This is a genomic window from Flavobacterium sp. HJSW_4, assembly GCF_042436695.1.
Taxonomy (GTDB): domain Bacteria; phylum Bacteroidota; class Bacteroidia; order Flavobacteriales; family Flavobacteriaceae; genus Flavobacterium.
In genome coordinates this window covers 128,917-144,672 of the sequence record NZ_JBHNPP010000003.1, presented here as the reverse complement: position 1 = coordinate 144,672, position 15,756 = coordinate 128,917, and the positions used below count along the sequence as shown (strand labels likewise).

The 15,756-nt window shown below is 31.7% G+C and carries 14 protein-coding genes; 2 read left to right on the top strand and 12 right to left on the bottom strand.

What is annotated here, in order from left to right:
• Positions 1–191: 191 nt before the first annotated feature.
• The 12 genes from ACE01P_RS03955 to ACE01P_RS03900 form a co-directional block, all read right to left on the bottom strand.
• Positions 192–1,307, bottom strand: coding sequence for a FecR family protein (locus tag ACE01P_RS03955; protein WP_379694438.1), 1,116 nt, complete (start codon positions 1,305–1,307; stop codon positions 192–194).
• 90 nt (positions 1,308–1,397) lie between these two features.
• Positions 1,398–2,003 carry an RNA polymerase sigma factor gene (locus ACE01P_RS03950; RefSeq protein WP_379694435.1) on the bottom strand — a complete coding sequence of 202 codons (606 nt, stop codon included), beginning with the start codon at positions 2,001–2,003 and terminating at the stop codon, positions 1,398–1,400.
• 465 nt (positions 2,004–2,468) lie between these two features.
• The gene (locus ACE01P_RS03945) at positions 2,469–4,997 is read right to left on the bottom strand and encodes a T9SS type A sorting domain-containing protein (protein ID WP_379694432.1); all 2,529 of its coding nucleotides are present in this window, start codon (positions 4,995–4,997) and stop codon (positions 2,469–2,471) included.
• Positions 4,998–5,120: 123 nt separating this feature from the next.
• Positions 5,121–5,549 (bottom strand): hypothetical protein, encoded by a 429-nt coding sequence (locus ACE01P_RS03940; protein ID WP_379694429.1) that lies wholly within the window; start codon positions 5,547–5,549, stop codon positions 5,121–5,123.
• Between the two features lie 137 nt (positions 5,550–5,686).
• Positions 5,687–6,559, bottom strand: a complete 873-nt coding sequence (gene sucD, locus ACE01P_RS03935; RefSeq protein ID WP_144212837.1) for a succinate--CoA ligase subunit alpha — start codon at positions 6,557–6,559, stop codon at positions 5,687–5,689.
• 86 nt (positions 6,560–6,645) lie between these two features.
• The gene (locus tag ACE01P_RS03930) at positions 6,646–7,008 is read right to left on the bottom strand and encodes a nuclear transport factor 2 family protein (RefSeq protein ID WP_379694427.1); all 363 of its coding nucleotides are present in this window, start codon (positions 7,006–7,008) and stop codon (positions 6,646–6,648) included.
• Position 7,009: 1 nt separating this feature from the next.
• Entirely contained in the window at positions 7,010–7,939 is a 930-nt protein-coding gene (locus tag ACE01P_RS03925) for a UDP-3-O-(3-hydroxymyristoyl)glucosamine N-acyltransferase (RefSeq protein WP_379694424.1), read from the bottom strand.
• A gap of 121 nt (positions 7,940–8,060) precedes the next feature.
• Positions 8,061–8,627, bottom strand: a complete 567-nt coding sequence (gene efp / locus ACE01P_RS03920) for an elongation factor P (RefSeq protein ID WP_379694421.1) — start codon at positions 8,625–8,627, stop codon at positions 8,061–8,063.
• 126 nt (positions 8,628–8,753) lie between these two features.
• Positions 8,754–9,539 carry an acyl-ACP--UDP-N-acetylglucosamine O-acyltransferase gene (gene lpxA / locus ACE01P_RS03915; protein ID WP_125720656.1) on the bottom strand — a complete coding sequence of 262 codons (786 nt, stop codon included), beginning with the start codon at positions 9,537–9,539 and terminating at the stop codon, positions 8,754–8,756.
• Positions 9,540–9,614: 75 nt separating this feature from the next.
• A complete protein-coding gene (locus ACE01P_RS03910; protein ID WP_379694418.1) occupies positions 9,615–11,003 on the bottom strand; it encodes a bifunctional UDP-3-O-[3-hydroxymyristoyl] N-acetylglucosamine deacetylase/3-hydroxyacyl-ACP dehydratase in 1,389 nt (462 codons plus the stop codon).
• The gene (gene lpxD / locus ACE01P_RS03905) at positions 10,996–12,039 is read right to left on the bottom strand and encodes a UDP-3-O-(3-hydroxymyristoyl)glucosamine N-acyltransferase (protein ID WP_379694416.1); all 1,044 of its coding nucleotides are present in this window, start codon (positions 12,037–12,039) and stop codon (positions 10,996–10,998) included. The genes ACE01P_RS03910 and lpxD overlap by 8 nt, the downstream gene beginning before the upstream one ends.
• Positions 12,040–12,078: 39 nt before the next feature.
• Positions 12,079–13,308 (bottom strand): HD domain-containing protein, encoded by a 1,230-nt coding sequence (locus tag ACE01P_RS03900; protein ID WP_379694413.1) that lies wholly within the window; start codon positions 13,306–13,308, stop codon positions 12,079–12,081.
• Positions 13,309–13,531: 223 nt separating this feature from the next.
• Here ACE01P_RS03900 and ACE01P_RS03895 point away from each other — a divergent pair, with 223 nt between their 5' ends.
• Both ACE01P_RS03895 and tsaE read left to right on the top strand, forming a co-directional pair.
• A complete protein-coding gene (locus tag ACE01P_RS03895) occupies positions 13,532–15,085 on the top strand; it encodes a PglZ domain-containing protein (RefSeq protein WP_379694410.1) in 1,554 nt (517 codons plus the stop codon).
• Positions 15,086–15,241: 156 nt separating this feature from the next.
• On the top strand, positions 15,242–15,649 hold the full coding sequence (gene tsaE / locus ACE01P_RS03890; RefSeq protein WP_379694408.1) for a tRNA (adenosine(37)-N6)-threonylcarbamoyltransferase complex ATPase subunit type 1 TsaE: 408 nt from the start codon (positions 15,242–15,244) through the stop codon (positions 15,647–15,649).
• The last annotated feature ends 107 nt before the right edge of the window (positions 15,650–15,756 follow it).

Below are 15,756 nucleotides of genomic sequence, written 5' to 3'. Positions count from 1 at the left end.
TAAGAAACATCATAAATTACCCTTTACAGAGAGTGATTTATTCAGATTTAAGTGTCGATAATGTTACAGCATTCTCGGCACTTTTTTTATGTATTTTTTTTCTACATAGGCATTACAAATTGTTTTTTTAGTTGTTAATTCGTTTTATTTTGGTTTTTGGATTTTTGTTTTTTTTGATCGAATCTCGAACTCTAGTTACAGCCAGAAGTCGTAATTACAATCTGATTACCATTCATTTCATAATTGGTATCGTTTCCAATGCTTTTACAAATTATTTTAAGCTTTTCGGCCAACGGCTGATCGCTTAAAGAAGTTGTTAATCGGCAATCTTTTAATTTATCGTGCGGAAAATCAATATCTACTAAATATGCCTGTTCAATTGTTTCGAGAATTTGTTCTACAGGAATATCAGTAAATTCAAAGCTTAACTGCTCGATATTTCTAACACTATTTACTAAAATTGGATCTTCAGTAATATTGGTAATCTTATTAAATACCAATTGCTTACGAGCAAAACGCAATGCCTGATTAGGAAGCAGAACAATTTCCTCACGTTCAGCAGTAGCAACCAAATCATTAGACTTTACCTTAACTTTACCGGTGCGAACAAGAACTTCAACATTTTGCTGATCTGGATAAGCTTTAATTCTAAAACTTGTTCCAACAACGCGAGTCACAATTTCGTTAGCATAAACAAAAAAAGGCTTTTTAGGATTTTTACTAATTTCAAAGAAACCTTCGCCGGATAAATACACCTTTCTTTCGTTCCCGGTAAAGATTTTAGGGTAACTTAATTTACTATTGGGTTGTAATAAGACAGAACTTCCATCAGACAAAGTGATTATCTGAGATTTTTCAGAATTGTTGGTTTGTTCTACCAAACCTTCATCATTATCCTGAACAAGTTCGTTGTAAGTAACTACATTATCAGTAGCTAAAATGTCATTTTTAAAAAACCATACAGAGAAAATACCAACCAAAATAGCTGCTGCAACACCGCTAATCCAGTATCTCTGTATTTTTAGTTTTTTGATTTTTAATGTTTGTTGAGAAAGTTCTTCTCTTTGTTCAATTTTTCGCCAAGTTTCCTGTAAGGCTTCATGAACTTCATTTGAAGATAAGTTAGATTCTGGAACTCGCATTGCCAACAGTACAAGTCTTGCGTCTTCTACCAGTTTGGCTCTTTCAAGATTTTCTAAAGTCCATTCTTCCCAGCCTTGTTCATCAACTTTAGATAAAATCCATAATTGAAAAGATTCATCAGCTAAGAAGTCTTCTATTTCGGTATAATTGTTACGTTTTTGCATCTTACTATTAAGGTTACAAAAACATAGAGGACACTTTTTTTATTATATACTCACCTATTTAAGATTTTTTTTTGATTTTTTCTTAAATTTTTAAAAAAGTCCTGAAGATATAAGGGCTAGAAGCGGAATACTGCCTTTCCATTCTTTACGAAGACTCAACAAACCGCGATGCAAAAGATTACTCGCAGATTGATAATTTACGTCCAATAAATCAGCAATTTGATCTACACTTAATCCTTGGTGATAGCGCAAATACAACGCTTCTTTCTGACGGCCAGGAAGATCATTTAATAATTTATTTAAAAGAAGAACTCGTTCAGCTGTAAATTCATCTTCAACCAAATCATTTTCTATAGAAAAGTCAAAAAGAAATTCTAAAACATCAGTAGTAGTCGTTTTTCTAAATACATGATCTCTTTCGTGCAAACGAGCAATTCTCTTTCTAACGCTAGAAAGCAAATATGCCTTAACCACAACATTATCTTGTAATGAGTCACGATAAAGCCAAATATCAGCAAAAACATCTTGTATGCAATCTTGCACCTTTTCAGCATACGGGCAAAGTGAATTACCGTAATTGATCAGGTCTCTATAGTATTTTTCAAAAAGCAGAGAGAATGATTTTTCATTCCCATTTTTCAAATTATTCCACAGAATAAAATCGTCTAAAACCTTGTTTTTTAAAATTTGGCTCATACAAAACACTTTGGGGCGTAAAAATCAAATTATTTTAAGAATGCACTTAGAATAGAAAGATTAATTACATGAGATTAAAACTACACCTAAAATTTTGCTCTTTTTTTAATCAAAAACAGAAGAAAAATACACTTAATTTAACAAAAAATAAACAAGTGTTTTACATTACACCTCTATTTTCACACTACAAAAAGAATCAAATTTTAACATTATTTTTTATTTTTGTGTGATAAATATAGAAAAGCTAATAATCAAAACCCAATTTATTACAAAAAAATGTAACTTTTTCTAAATTTGTCAGTATTTGCCCTTTGTTTTTAGATTAAACTTAAATTTACCATAATTTAAATTTTAATTAACTAATCGGATTTTATATTTTTTGATAATTGATTTGTTCCACAAAAAAAATAGCAAAAAAAAAGCCTTATTCAAAATAAGGCTTTTTTTTAAGTTAAAGACATCTTCTTAAATCTTAATGAATTTGATTGCAGAATTTCCAACTTCTGTTTTAACTTGAAGAATATAATTTCCTGATTGAAATTTAGAAATATCAACTTTAGATATATCTTGAGCATTAGGAATTGTTAAAATAACTTGTCCCAAAAGATTGTAAACGGTGATTGTTTGCATTTTGACTGAATCTTTGGAAAGCACATTCAAAACATTCTGAGTTGGATTTGGGTAAGCATAAAAATAAGACGAAAACTCAAAATCTTGCGTTGCCAAAGTTTTAAACGTTGAGGTTTCTTTATTGGTTAAAATCGGAAAATTATAATCAAAGTAAATATTTGCTTCATTCTCAAAAGAATCTCCTACAACTAAAGTCGGTAATGTTTTGATTTTAAAAGCAATATAACCATCGTTATTCGCATCATCAAAAGGAAGATCTATTTTTTTGAAGATAAACTCTACTTTATTTCCGTCTGAAATTTTAGTTGTATAAGAATGGCTTGCGCTAGTAGGAACTAACGTTGAAACATCAAATTTCGAAGCATCAATTACATCCTTAACCACAACATTTTCAGCATTGTAAGTTCCAGTATTTTCAAAACGGATTAAATAATGAACATATTCACCAATAAGCTGAGGCTTGATAACACTTCCTTCTAAACAAGTTTTATTATTTGGATCCAATGAACCGAGAACTGTTTCATTATATACAAAAGTATTATCTAATGGTAACTCATCTGTTTCTGAAGAAGTTATCGAAGCGGTATAAGAAAGAATATCCCCATTATTAATTGCGGGAGTTTCAGTAGGAGAGTTTACATGCAAATTTAAATCAATCTCTCTAGATTCAAATGGTTTCAAATTGGCAAAGTTCCACGACATTTTATTTGATGCTGTTGTTGAAACTAATGGATTCGAACTCATTAAATCAAGGACTGAATCGTTAAATTCAAAAGTAACAGTTCCTGACTGAGCCGTATTTCCTTTATTTTTATAAATAATTTTATACCTCGCCACAAAACCTGGTCTTGACGGCCATATTGGCAATATCATTACTTCCAAATCGTTATGAATTCCTACTGCCTTAATACAAAAATCTTGCACCTTCGGACTAGAAACTGCTGGGAAATCTGCCTGAATTTCTGTTGGAGAAATAGCAAAATAACTTGGGTTTTCTAAAACTGGTATTACTTTATAATTTCCAGCTGGAACTTTTACGTCATATTTTCCTGTTTCATTACTTATAAAATTTCCAGATTTCACTCCATTTTCAATTTTGAACTTTAAGAACGAAGCTGGAATATCCAAAGCATCACAACCATTATTATTCAAATCATTTCGATTTGTTCCCTGAATTGAATAGCGCTCTCCTCCTGGTTCAAAAGTACAATACGAATTTACATTGTATTCTGAATACCCCTCTTGTTTAAGAATATTTTGAATACTCATTAATTGATCATCGTCAGCACAGATATATTCTAGCTTAGGATTGTTTGAAAAGTCTAAATCTGTTTCAATACTGCCATTTTTCAAAAAGACAGTTTTCAATAATGGATTATCATTGCAATAAAAATTTTGCAGTTTACTAGATTTTGTAGCATCAATCTCTGTTAACAAATTTCCTGAAGAATTTAAAAATGTTAAATCTGGCACTTCCGATAAATTTAATTTATCAATTTCATTATTATAGCAATCCAAATATTGAAGCTTTTCAAGCCCTTTCAAATTTAACTTTGTTATTTTATTAGACGTACATAATAATACTAAAAGACCCGATAAATGAGTAACATCTAGATCACTTAAAAAATTATGATCATATCCTAATTGCCATAATTTGTCAGTTACTGCTAATTTCAAATTAGTCAATTTGTTGTTATCACAGTGTAATGTTTTCATGTTAATCGAACTGCTTAAATCCAGATCAACCAATTCGTTATAACCACAGAATAAATTTTCGAGTTTTGAAAAAGTACTTAAATCTAAATTCGATATTTTATTCTTGTAAAATCCTAAATTTATTAAATCAGGACATTGCATAAGATCAAGTGATGTAATCATATTTTCGCTACATTCCAGATATTGTAAACCTGATACCCCATCTAGATTTAATTCTGTCAATTTATTAGTCCAACAAGAAATAGTTTTAAGTTTGGTTAGTTGTTGCACATTTAAGCTTATCAAATTGTTTCTGTCACAGGAAATTACTTGCAGATTGTTTAAACCTGTCAAATTTAATGTTGCAATCTTATTATCAGAGCATTCTAAAAACAATAAATTTTTAAAACCTTGAATTCCTTCTAAAGATGAAATATTGCTTTTTCGAATATCCAATGATGAAATTAACAATGCTTCAGACTCTTGAATTTCTCCGTCATTATTTTTGTCAATTTTTTGTGAAGTTCCATCATCATTCATAGATATCGAATTATCTATATCGGCCTGTAAAAGTTTTGCCTTGAAATTAGCATCTGGAATATTAATTATTTGCGCATTTAAAGAAGAAAAAAAGCACAAAGCCAGCGATAGCAAGTAGTTCTTTATCATAGATTTAGTTAGTTTTTTGGTGTTTAAATATATTAAACCAAAAATTAAAAACCTACAACTCCATAAAAAAAACCTTACTAATTAATCAGTAAGGTTTTTTATAATTTTTAAATTGAAAGAAGCTTAAAAAGCTACATTCCATCTTGGCAATTTACCGTTTTCATCTAAGAAGTTTTGTAAAACTTGACCTTCTACAGCTGTTGGAATTGCTTTTACATCTCCTGAGAAAGTTTCATACCAAACTACTTCTAGCTCAGAAATATTTTCTAATTTCATTTGAGCTGGCCAAGAATATTTTCTTCCTGTTTTAGCAAACTGATGTCCGTTTACAATTTTGTCGTAAAGTCCGCCATTTTTACTTTTTAAAGTTCCGTCATTCTGAACAGTTCCAGTAGAACCAACCATGATCAATTCTTTCTCGCCACCTTCAACAGCATAAACAACAAAGATTCCTGCACTTCCTTCTGGAGCATTGCAAGCTTCTTCTAAACTATCATTTACAGTAAAAGTAAAGCTGCTTGTTGATTTAAATTTTTCTAATTCTTTGTACATATTATTTTTTTAGCTCCTAAGATACTGAGGTTCTAGGACGCTACATTTTTTTGTTTTACCTCAGTATTTCAAAAATGTAAAAAAGTCTCAACAAAATATTGAGACTTTTTTGGAATTTATTATTTTGATATTAGAGATTATCCTAATACTTCTTTTACTTTTTTACCAATTTCAGCTGGTGAATCAACAACGTGAATTCCGTTGTCTCTCATAATTTGTTTTTTAGCAGCAGCAGTATCATCAGAACCTCCAACGATAGCACCTGCGTGACCCATTGTTCTACCAGCAGGAGCAGTTTCTCCAGCGATAAATCCAATAACTGGTTTACGGTTACCATCAGCTTTTACCCATTTAGCAGCATCAGCTTCTAATTGACCACCAATTTCACCAATCATAATGATTGCTTCAGTTTCTGGATCATTCATTAATAATTCAACAGCTTCTTTAGTTGTAGTTCCAATAATTGGATCTCCACCAATTCCGATAGCTGTAGTGATACCTAAACCTTGTTTTACAACTTGGTCAGCAGCTTCATAAGTTAAAGTTCCTGATTTAGAAACGATACCAACTGTTCCTTTTTTGAAAACGAAACCTGGCATAATACCAACTTTAGCTTCACCTGGAGTAATTACACCTGGACAGTTTGGACCAATTAATCTTGAATTTCTTTCTTTAACATAATTATTTGCTTTAATCATATCTGCTACAGGAATTCCTTCTGTAATAGCAATAATTACTTTAATTCCAGCATCAGCAGCTTCCATAATTGCATCAGCAGCAAAAGCTGGCGGAACGAAAATGATAGAAGTATCAGCACCAGCTTGATCAACAGCATCTTTCACTGTATTAAAAACTGGACGATCTAAATGGCTAGTACCACCTTTTCCTGGAGTTACACCTCCAACAACATTAGTACCGTACTCAATCATTTGAGAAGCGTGGAAAGTTCCTTCGCTTCCTGTAAATCCCTGAACAATTATTTTGGAATCTTTATTAACTAAAACACTCATGATATATATTTTATGTAGTTTTTAAATTTGTGTTGCAAAAATAAGGTTTTGTAATGTATTTTGCCTCTTTTATTGTCAAAAAAATATTAAGAAAATTGACTCATTTGATAACCTTTATAAAGTTTATCATCTTTTATCTGCCAAATGGTTGCAAAATGCGCCAAAAGCATTTCCTCTCTAGGATTTTCAATTGTTTTCACAAAATGAGAGTAACGCACTGATACTAAATCGTCTTCAGCTATAATATGGCTAATTCTGACCTTAGATCGTACATAAGCACGACTAAGCTCATTTGCCATTTCAACTATAGAGTCATAATTCATCTGAATAAAACCTTTACTGCTGTTCCATTCAAGCGTAACATCAGGATGCAGATAAGTTTTTAAAATTTCGCTATCAATTAAGGCATCTGACTTATAAAATTTCTGAACAAATTCTTTAATAGACATATTACTTCAATTTACTTAAAATTTCAGGAATCTTCTTAATATTGGCTAATTGTTTCAATTTCTCTCTAGACTCTTCAATTGGAGTACCAAAATACGATTTTCCACCTTCAACTGACTTAGTCACTCCAGTTTGTCCCATTACAACTGCTTTTGCGCCAATTGTAATGCCACTTGTAGTTCCAACTTGTCCCCACAATGTTACTTCATCTTCTACAATCACACAGCCTGCAATACCTGTTTGTGACGCAATCAGACATTTTTTTCCAATCACAGTATCATGTCCAACATGTACTTGATTGTCTAATTTAGTGCCCGCACCAATTGTTGTATCTCCAGTAACCCCTTTATCGATTGTACACAAAGCACCGATACCAACATTATCTTCAATAACAACTCTTCCGCCAGAAACTAACTGATCAAAACCTTCTGGACGTTTTTTATAATAGAAAGCATCAGCTCCTAAAATAGTTCCAGCATGTATAATCACATTATCACCAATAATAGTATGATCATAAATAGACACATTAGAATGTATTAGACAGTTTTTTCCAATCTTAACATTGTTACCAACAAAAGAATTTGGCTGAATAACCGTACCCTCGCCTATTTCTGCAGAAGGAGCAATAGCCACATTAGCAAACTGAAACGGTTTAAAATGTCTCGTAAGAATATTAAAATCTCTAAACGGATCATCTGAAATTAAAAGGGCTTTACCTTCTGGACATTCAACTTCTTTGTTTATTAAAACAATAGTTGCAGCCGATTGCAAAGCTTTATCATAGTATTTTGGATGGTCAACAAAAACAATATCTCCAGGCTCAACAACGTGTATCTCGTTCATGCCTAAAACTTGAAAATCTTTGTCTCCAATAAATTTGCAGTTAAGCAAATTGGCAATTTCTTGTAAAGAATGACTCTTTGGAAATTTCATATAGTATAATTAGAAAACTTGTAAATTAGAAAATGAGTCAATTAGAATGTGAATATACAAAATTATGTCGATTCACAAATTATCTAATTGACTCATTGTCAAATTATCTTAATTAAAATAACTATTCTTTAACACGCTCCATGTAAGAACCTGAAGCTGTATCAATTTTAATTTTATCACCTTCGTTGATGAACAACGGAACGTTGATGTTAGCACCAGTTTCTACAGTAGCGCTTTTTGTCGCGTTTGTAGCAGTATTTCCTTTTACTCCTGGTTCAGCGTAAGTAACTTCAAGAATTACAGATGTTGGCATATCTACTGATAATGGTAAATCTGTTTCTGTATTGATTTGAACCATTACATTTGTTCCTTCTTTTAACAAATCTGGAGCATCCAAGATGTTTTTGTTTAAAGAAATTTGCTCAAATGTCTCAGCATTCATAAAGTGAAACTCATCTCCTTCTGGATATAAATATTGGAATGTGTGTGTTTCAACACGGATAACGTCAATTTTATGACCAGCTGAAAAAGTATTGTCTAATACTTTTCCTGAAGTTAAACTTTTCAATTTAGTTCTTACGAAAGCTGGACCTTTTCCAGGTTTAACGTGAAGAAATTCAATAATTTTATAGATATCGTGATTAAATTTAATACACAATCCATTTCTAATATCTGATGTAGATGCCATTGTTTTTTATTTTTGATTTTAGAATGTAGATTTTAAATTCTATACTAAGAATCAATCTTCATTCATTTATTGTTTACTTTTTATCCGAAGTTTAGAATCTAAAATCAGAAATCTAAACTCTAAAATTTAATAGTTTCCTGAATAACCTTTCATAATTCCTCGAGACGAATTTCTGATAAAATCTAAAATCTCATCTCTTTCAGGAGTCGCTTCCATTTCAGCTTCTATAATACTTAAAGCTTGAGTTGTATTGTAATTCTTTTGGTATAAAATTCTATAGATTTCCTGAATTTCTCTAATCTTTTCAGTTGTAAATCCTCTTCTTCTTAAACCAACGGAGTTAATTCCTACATAAGACAATGGTTCTTTTGCCGCTTTTGTAAAAGGCGGAACATCTTTTCTAACCAAAGATCCACCAGAAATCATTGCGTGATCTCCAATATGAATAAATTGGTGAATTGCAGCCAAACCTCCGATAACGGCATGATTACCAACCACTACGTGTCCAGCAAGTGCAACACCATTTACAATAATAGCATTGTTACCAATTTCACAATCGTGTGCGATGTGAGCATAAGCCATTACTAAACAGTTATTTCCAATTATTGTTTGCCCTGAAGCAACTGTACCTCTATTTATAGTTACACATTCTCTAATCGTACAATTATCACCGATAATAGCAAGAGAATCTTCACCTCCGAATTTTAAATCTTGTGGCACTGCAGAAATTACAGCTCCTGGAAAAATATTACAATTTTTTCCAATACGAGCTCCTTCCATAATGGTCACGTTTGAACCAATCCAAGTACCATCACCAATAACAACATTATTGTGAATTGTTGTAAATGGCTCTATTACAACGTTTTTAGCGATTTTCGCGCCTGGATGAACATATGCTAATGGTTGATTCATCTGTATGTTTTATATTTTTAATTAAAATATTCTAAATTTGAAGCAACAAACCTAAACAATAAATTTGATAATTTATTATTGTTTTCTTGCTATTTGTGCCATTAATTCTGCTTCAGTAACTAATTTACCATTTGCATAAGCGTTTGCTTGCATATGACAAATTCCTCTTCTGATAGGAGAAATCAACTCACATTTGAAAATTAAAGTATCACCTGGCAATACTTTATGTTTGAATTTAACATTGTCAATTTTCATGAAATATGTCAAATAATTTTCAGGATCTGGAACAGTGCTTAATACTAAAATTCCGCCTGTTTGCGCCATTGCTTCAACAATCAATACACCTGGCATAACTGGAGCTTCTGGGAAGTGACCTACAAAGAAATTCTCATTCATAGTAACATTTTTCAATCCTACTACGTGACGATCTGACATTTCAATAATTCTGTCAATTAACAAAAATGGAGGTCTGTGAGGAAGCATTGCCATGATTTTATGAATATCCATCAAAGGTTCTTGATTCAAATCATAAGTTGGAACATGGTTTCTCTGCTCAATTTTTATAATTTTTGCCAATTTCTTAGCAAATTGAGTATTTACAAAGTGACCTGGTTTGTTTGCAATAATTTTACCTTGAATACGTACTCCAATAAGAGATAAATCTCCAATAACGTCTAGCAATTTGTGTCTTGCTGCTTCGTTAGGATAGTGTAAAGTCAAGTTATCTAAAACTCCGTTTGGTTTTACAGAAATTTCATCTTTACCAAATGCTTTCTTCAAATTCGCCATTGTAGACTCAGAAATTTCTTTATCTACATAAACGATTGCATTGTTTAAATCTCCGCCTTTAATAAGTCCGTGCTCTAACAAAGACTCTAATTCGTGAAGGAAACTAAAAGTTCTTGAACTTGCGATTTCAGATTTAAAATCTGCTAAACTTTTAAGAGTAGCATTTTGAGTACCTAAAACTTTAGTACCAAAATCCACCATAGTTGTAACTTGATATTCATCGCTTGGCATAACAAGAATTTCACTTCCTGTAGCTTCGTCAGTGAAAGAAATAACTTCTTTTACCACGTAAACATTACGGCTAGCGTCTTGTTCTTCAATACCAGCTTTTTCAATAGCTTCAACAAAATATTTTGATGAACCATCCATAATTGGAAGTTCAGAGGCATTCAATTCAATAATGATATTATCCAAATCGCAACCTACTACTGCAGCCAAAACGTGCTCTGGTGTTTGAATTTTCACACCAAGTTTCTCAAGATTTGTTCCTCTTTGAGTATTAACAACATAATTAGCATCAGCTTCAATTACTGGTTGACCTTGCAAATCAACTCTTACAAAAGTGAAACCATTATTAACGGGTGCAGGTTTAAAAGTCATTGTAACTTCTTTTCCAGTGTGTAAACCAACTCCTGTTAGCGAAATTTCATTTTTGATGGTCTTCTGTTTAACCATTATTTCCATTTTTTGGGTTTATTATTTGTTTCTTTAATTCTTCAACTTGAGCCACAATTTTAGGCAGATTCTTAAAATGAACATACGATTTATTAAAATCTGTATATCCAAGTGACGGAGTTCCTTGTAAAACTTCATCATCTTTAATGTTTCTGGCTACACCCGATTGCGCTTGAAGCCTTACATTGTTTCCTATTGTTAAGTGACCTGCAATACCTACCTGTCCTCCAATCATACAATTTTCGCCAATTTTTGTAGAACCAGCGACACCACTTTGAGCGGCTATCACAGTATTTTTTCCAATTTCTACATTATGGGCAATCATGATCTGATTGTCTAATTTAACTCCTCTTCTAATAATAGTAGAACCAAGAGTAGCTCTATCAATTGTAGTATTAGCACCAACATCTACATTATCTTCAATAATAACATTTCCGATTTGAGGCACTTTACTGTATTCACCGTTTTCATTTGGAGCAAAACCAAAACCGTCAGCGCCAATAATAACGCCAGAGTGAATCGTACAATTGTTTCCAATTACCGTTTCTGAATAGATTTTTGCACCTGCGAAAATGAATACATTATCACCAATAACAACGTTATCACCAATAAAACTATTTGGATAAATTTTCACATTATTACCTAAAACTACATTTTGCCCGATATAACTAAAACTTCCTAAGTATAAATTTTCACCATACTTAGTCCCTTCAGACATAAATGACTGAGGTTCGATACCTGTTTTGTTTAATTTTACCTGATTATAAAAATGTAAAAGTTTAGAAAACGCCGCATAAGCATCTTCCACTTTAATTAGTGTAGTTGTAATTTCCTGTTCCGGAATAAAGCTGTCGTTAACAATTGTTACTGTCGCTTTTGTAGTATATATATAATTGATATACTTTGGGTTAGCCAAAAAAGTAAGCGATCCTTCGTCTCCTTCTTCGATTTTAGAAAGTTTAGAAACTTCTGCATTGGGATTCCCAACAACTTCTCCTTCTAAAATTCCTGCTATTTGTTCTGCTGTAAATTTCATCGCGACAAAAATATAAAAAATAGGTTTTAAATGTTAATTTTATATAAGTTGTTTTGGGAAACAGATATAATATTTTGTTACCAATTTAGATAACGATTTCAAATTCAGCTGGTCAGAAGCTTCAACAACATCTTCAATTGTTTTATCTTTTTTCAAAATACGAATAGGTTCTGCTTCTTTACTGTAGGCTTGGTTTTTAATTTTCCCTCTAAAAATAAAATATCCTGCATCCAATTGCGAAATATGATGCTTATTGGCAAACTGCTCTTTCAAAGCCTGAGACTCTTCCATTGAGACTTTTTCAGCACTCATTTTAATTTTAAGCAAATCTCTGTTGATAATCATTTTGCTCAAAGTGCTTAAAACAAAATCGTCTTGTCTCTGCCAAGCTTTTAAGGCGCTAATAATATCAAAATCATCTAATTGAGAAAACAAACCTAATTTCTCAGCATCAAAATCTTCAAGAGTAATTTTATTGTGCATAAAATAAGAAAGCGGTTCGCTACAAGGAAGCTCTACTCCTTTTAAGACCAATTCTTTAGCTCTTTTTAAAACTTTCATCAAAATTAATTCGGCTACTAAACTGGTTTTATGCAAATAAGCCTGCCAATACATTAATCTTCTTGAAAGCAAAAATTTCTCTACAGAATAAATTCCTTTTTCTTCAATTACTAAAACATCATTTTCAACATTCATCATCTGAATCAATCGTTCAGAATTTACATTTCCCTCAGCAACACCTGTATAAAAACTATCTCGTTTTAAGTAATCCATTCGATCCATATCTAACTGACTTGAAATCAATTGCAACATGAATTTTCTATGGTATTCTCCTTTAAAAACCTGAATTGCCAAACTTAATCTTCCGCCAAATTCTTCATTTAGCTGATTCATAAATAATAGCGAAATGGCTTCGTGATGCACATCTTCAACAATGCTTTTTTCCATTGCGTGCGAAAAAGGCCCATGCCCTATATCATGAAGTAAAATAGCTATCAAAAGAGCATTTTCTTCTTCTTCAGAAATCACAACTTCTTTAAAACGAAGCGTATCAATTGCTTTTTTCATCAAATGCATACATCCTAATGCATGATGAAAACGAGTGTGATTGGCTCCTGGATACACCAAATACGACAATCCCATCTGTGAAATACGGCGCAAACGCTGAAAATAAGGATGCTGAATTAAGTCGTAAACCAGCTCATTCGGAATCGTAATGAAGCCATATATAGGATCGTTGAATATTTTTAATTTATTGATCTGAGTCACAGTCCGGTTATTTTTTTGGTCAACAAATATAAGTAAATAAGTATAAAGAGTTCGGTGTTTTTTATTTAAAAATCATATTCCAAATTACGATGATTATCAATAAAATACATTAAAAAATGTTAAAATTCAAAATAAAATCATGTCTAAACTTTGGTAATTTTATACTATTTTTAATACTTTTTAAGTTCTATAACTTTAAATTGCAGTAAAATTAAATTGATTTATGGATAAGATAAAAATACTTTGGGTCGACGATGAAATCGATCTTTTAAAGCCACACATACTATTTCTAGAAAAAAAGAACTACGAAGTTACTACTTGTAATAACGGATTAGATGCGATTGCATTGTTTGAAGAAGATAATTTTGATATAGTTTTTCTAGACGAAAACATGCCTGGAATGAGCGGATTGGAAACGCTTTCTGAAATGAAAGAGAAAAAATCAGCTATTCCGATGATTATGATTACCAAAAGTGAGGAAGAATATATAATGGAAGAAGCGATTGGCTCTAAAATCGCTGATTATTTGATTAAACCAGTAAATCCGAATCAGATTTTGTTGAGTTTGAAGAAAAACTTGGATGATTCGAGATTAATTACAGAAAAAACAACATTAGATTATCAGAAAGAATTCAGGAAAATTTCAATGGAATTGGCAATGGTTAATTCTTATGAAGATTGGATCGAATTATATAAAAAATTGCTTTTTTGGGAATTGAAATTGGAAGACATCAACGATACCGCGATGATCGAAATTTTGGAATCTCAAAAAGTTGAAGCCAATTCTCAATTCGGAAAATTCATTGAAAGAAATTATGAAGATTGGTTTGCACCAAAAGCAGATAAACCAATACAATCCAATACTTTATTTAAAGAATTAGTTGTTCCTGAACTTAAAAAGAAAGACAAACCGGTTCTTTTTGTGGTAATCGACAACCTTCGTTACGACCAATGGAAATCTTTTGAAAGCGTAATATCAAATTATTACAAATTAGAAAAAGAAGTTCCGTACTACTCTATTCTGCCAACTGCTACACAATATGCAAGAAACTCAATTTTCTCAGGTTTAATGCCTTTGGAAATGGAAAAACAGTTCCCTCAATATTGGAAAAATGATGTTGATGATGGCGGTAAAAACCTTTATGAGGCTGAATTTTTATCGGCTCAATTGAAACGTTTAGGCTTAAACATTAAAGAAGATTATTTTAAAATCACCAATTATGCTGGCGGTAAAAAGCTAGCCGAAAACTTTAAAGCTTTAAAAGAAAATGACTTAGTTACTGTAGTCTACAACTTTGTTGATATGCTTTCTCACGCCAAAACCGAAATGGAAGTGGTAAAAGAATTGGCTTCAGACGACAAAGCGTATCGTTCTTTAACTTTAAGTTGGTTTAAAAATTCTCCATTATTAGAAATTATTCAGCAAGCACAACTTTTAGGCTTCAAACTAATTCTAACAACAGATCACGGAACAATTAATGTAAAAAATCCGTCGAAAGTTGTGGGAGATAAAAATACAAGTCTAAATTTGCGTTATAAAACTGGACGTAGTTTGACATACGAGCAAAAAGATGTTTATGTGGTAAAAGAACCTAAAACCATCGGATTGCCTGCAATAAACATGAGCAGTTCGTTTATTTTTGCTAAAAATGATTTTTTCTTGGCTTACGTAAACAACTACAACCATTATGTGAGTTATTATAAAAATACTTACCAGCACGGAGGAATTTCATTAGAAGAAATGATTATTCCGTTTTTGGTATTTAACCCGAAATAAAAAAGTTCTCAGTCGCGGTTTTCAGTCTCAGTCAAAACTGAAAACTGTGACTGCGACTGAGACTAAAATAAATGAAGTTCTCAGTCGCGGTTTTCAGTCTCAGTGAATACTGAAAACTGTGACTGCGACTGAGACTAATTAAATATGTAATTAAAAATGAATATCGTTTTTTCATTAGATCAAATTCAAGAAGTTGCTGAGCAGATTATAGCTTCAAATCCTAAAAAAATCATTCTTTTTAATGGTGAAATGGGAGTTGGAAAAACCACTTTAATCAAACAATTATGCAAAAGTTTAGGAGTTCAAGATGCAACAAGCAGTCCGACTTTTTCTCTTGTAAATGAATACAAAACTTCTAATAATCAAACCGTTTACCACTTTGATTTCTACAGATTAAATAAAGAAACTGAAGCACTCGACATGGGGGTTGATGACTATTTATATTCTGGAAATTGGTGTTTTATTGAATGGTCTGAAAAAATTGCAAGCTTGATCCCTGAAGAACATTCTACCATAAATATCGAATTACTTTCTGATGGAAAAAGAGAACTTGAATTAGTTTAAACCTGCACAAATATTTACGGAAAGAAAAATCCTCCTTTATTGAAAGTTTTTACGTTTCTTAACTTTTAACTGTGAGTATTAGCAGAATTTTTACACTAATTCTAAAA